The organism is Vibrio sp. S457-15 (assembly GCF_000960545.1).
GTDB lineage: Bacteria > Pseudomonadota > Gammaproteobacteria > Enterobacterales > Vibrionaceae > Vibrio > Vibrio parahaemolyticus.
This window is the reverse complement of sequence record NZ_JYOQ01000057.1, coordinates 1-380: the sequence shown is the minus strand read 5'-3', so window position 1 is coordinate 380 and position 380 is coordinate 1. Positions and strand designations below refer to the sequence as shown.

Here is a 380-nt window from a genome sequence, read left to right as displayed (position 1 = left end):
GCTTTGTAATGCTCAATAAGGCCTGCATGATTTTGTACACGTTTCATGCTTTCAACAGTACTTTCTTCGCTGTACGCCGTCGAGCTGCACCCCATGAGAGAAAAAAGTGTTAAAGCCATCAATGCGATTTTTTTCAATACCCACTCGCTGAAAGTGTCGAGAAATCGATTTGCAAGAAACCCGGAGCGAGGATAAAAATAACGATTGGAAACATGATCAGCAAAATAAGAGGCACACTCATTTTGGCTGATAGTTTGCCCATTCGCTCTTCTACTCCGAGTAAGTGAATTCGGCGCATGTCTTCTGCCAAGTCACTTAATACACCAGCAACAGAGGCGCCATAATGTAAGTTTTGGATAATGGTAAGCACAAAACTATTG

The 380-nt window shown here is 42.4% G+C and carries 1 protein-coding gene; it reads right to left on the bottom strand.

The genetic code is table 11. The annotated features are described in order from the left end of the window. Positions 1-133 precede the first annotated feature (133 nt). A partial coding sequence (locus tag UF05_RS07640) for a type II secretion system F family protein (RefSeq protein ID WP_048852358.1) occupies positions 134-380 on the bottom strand: 247 nt, incomplete at its 5' end.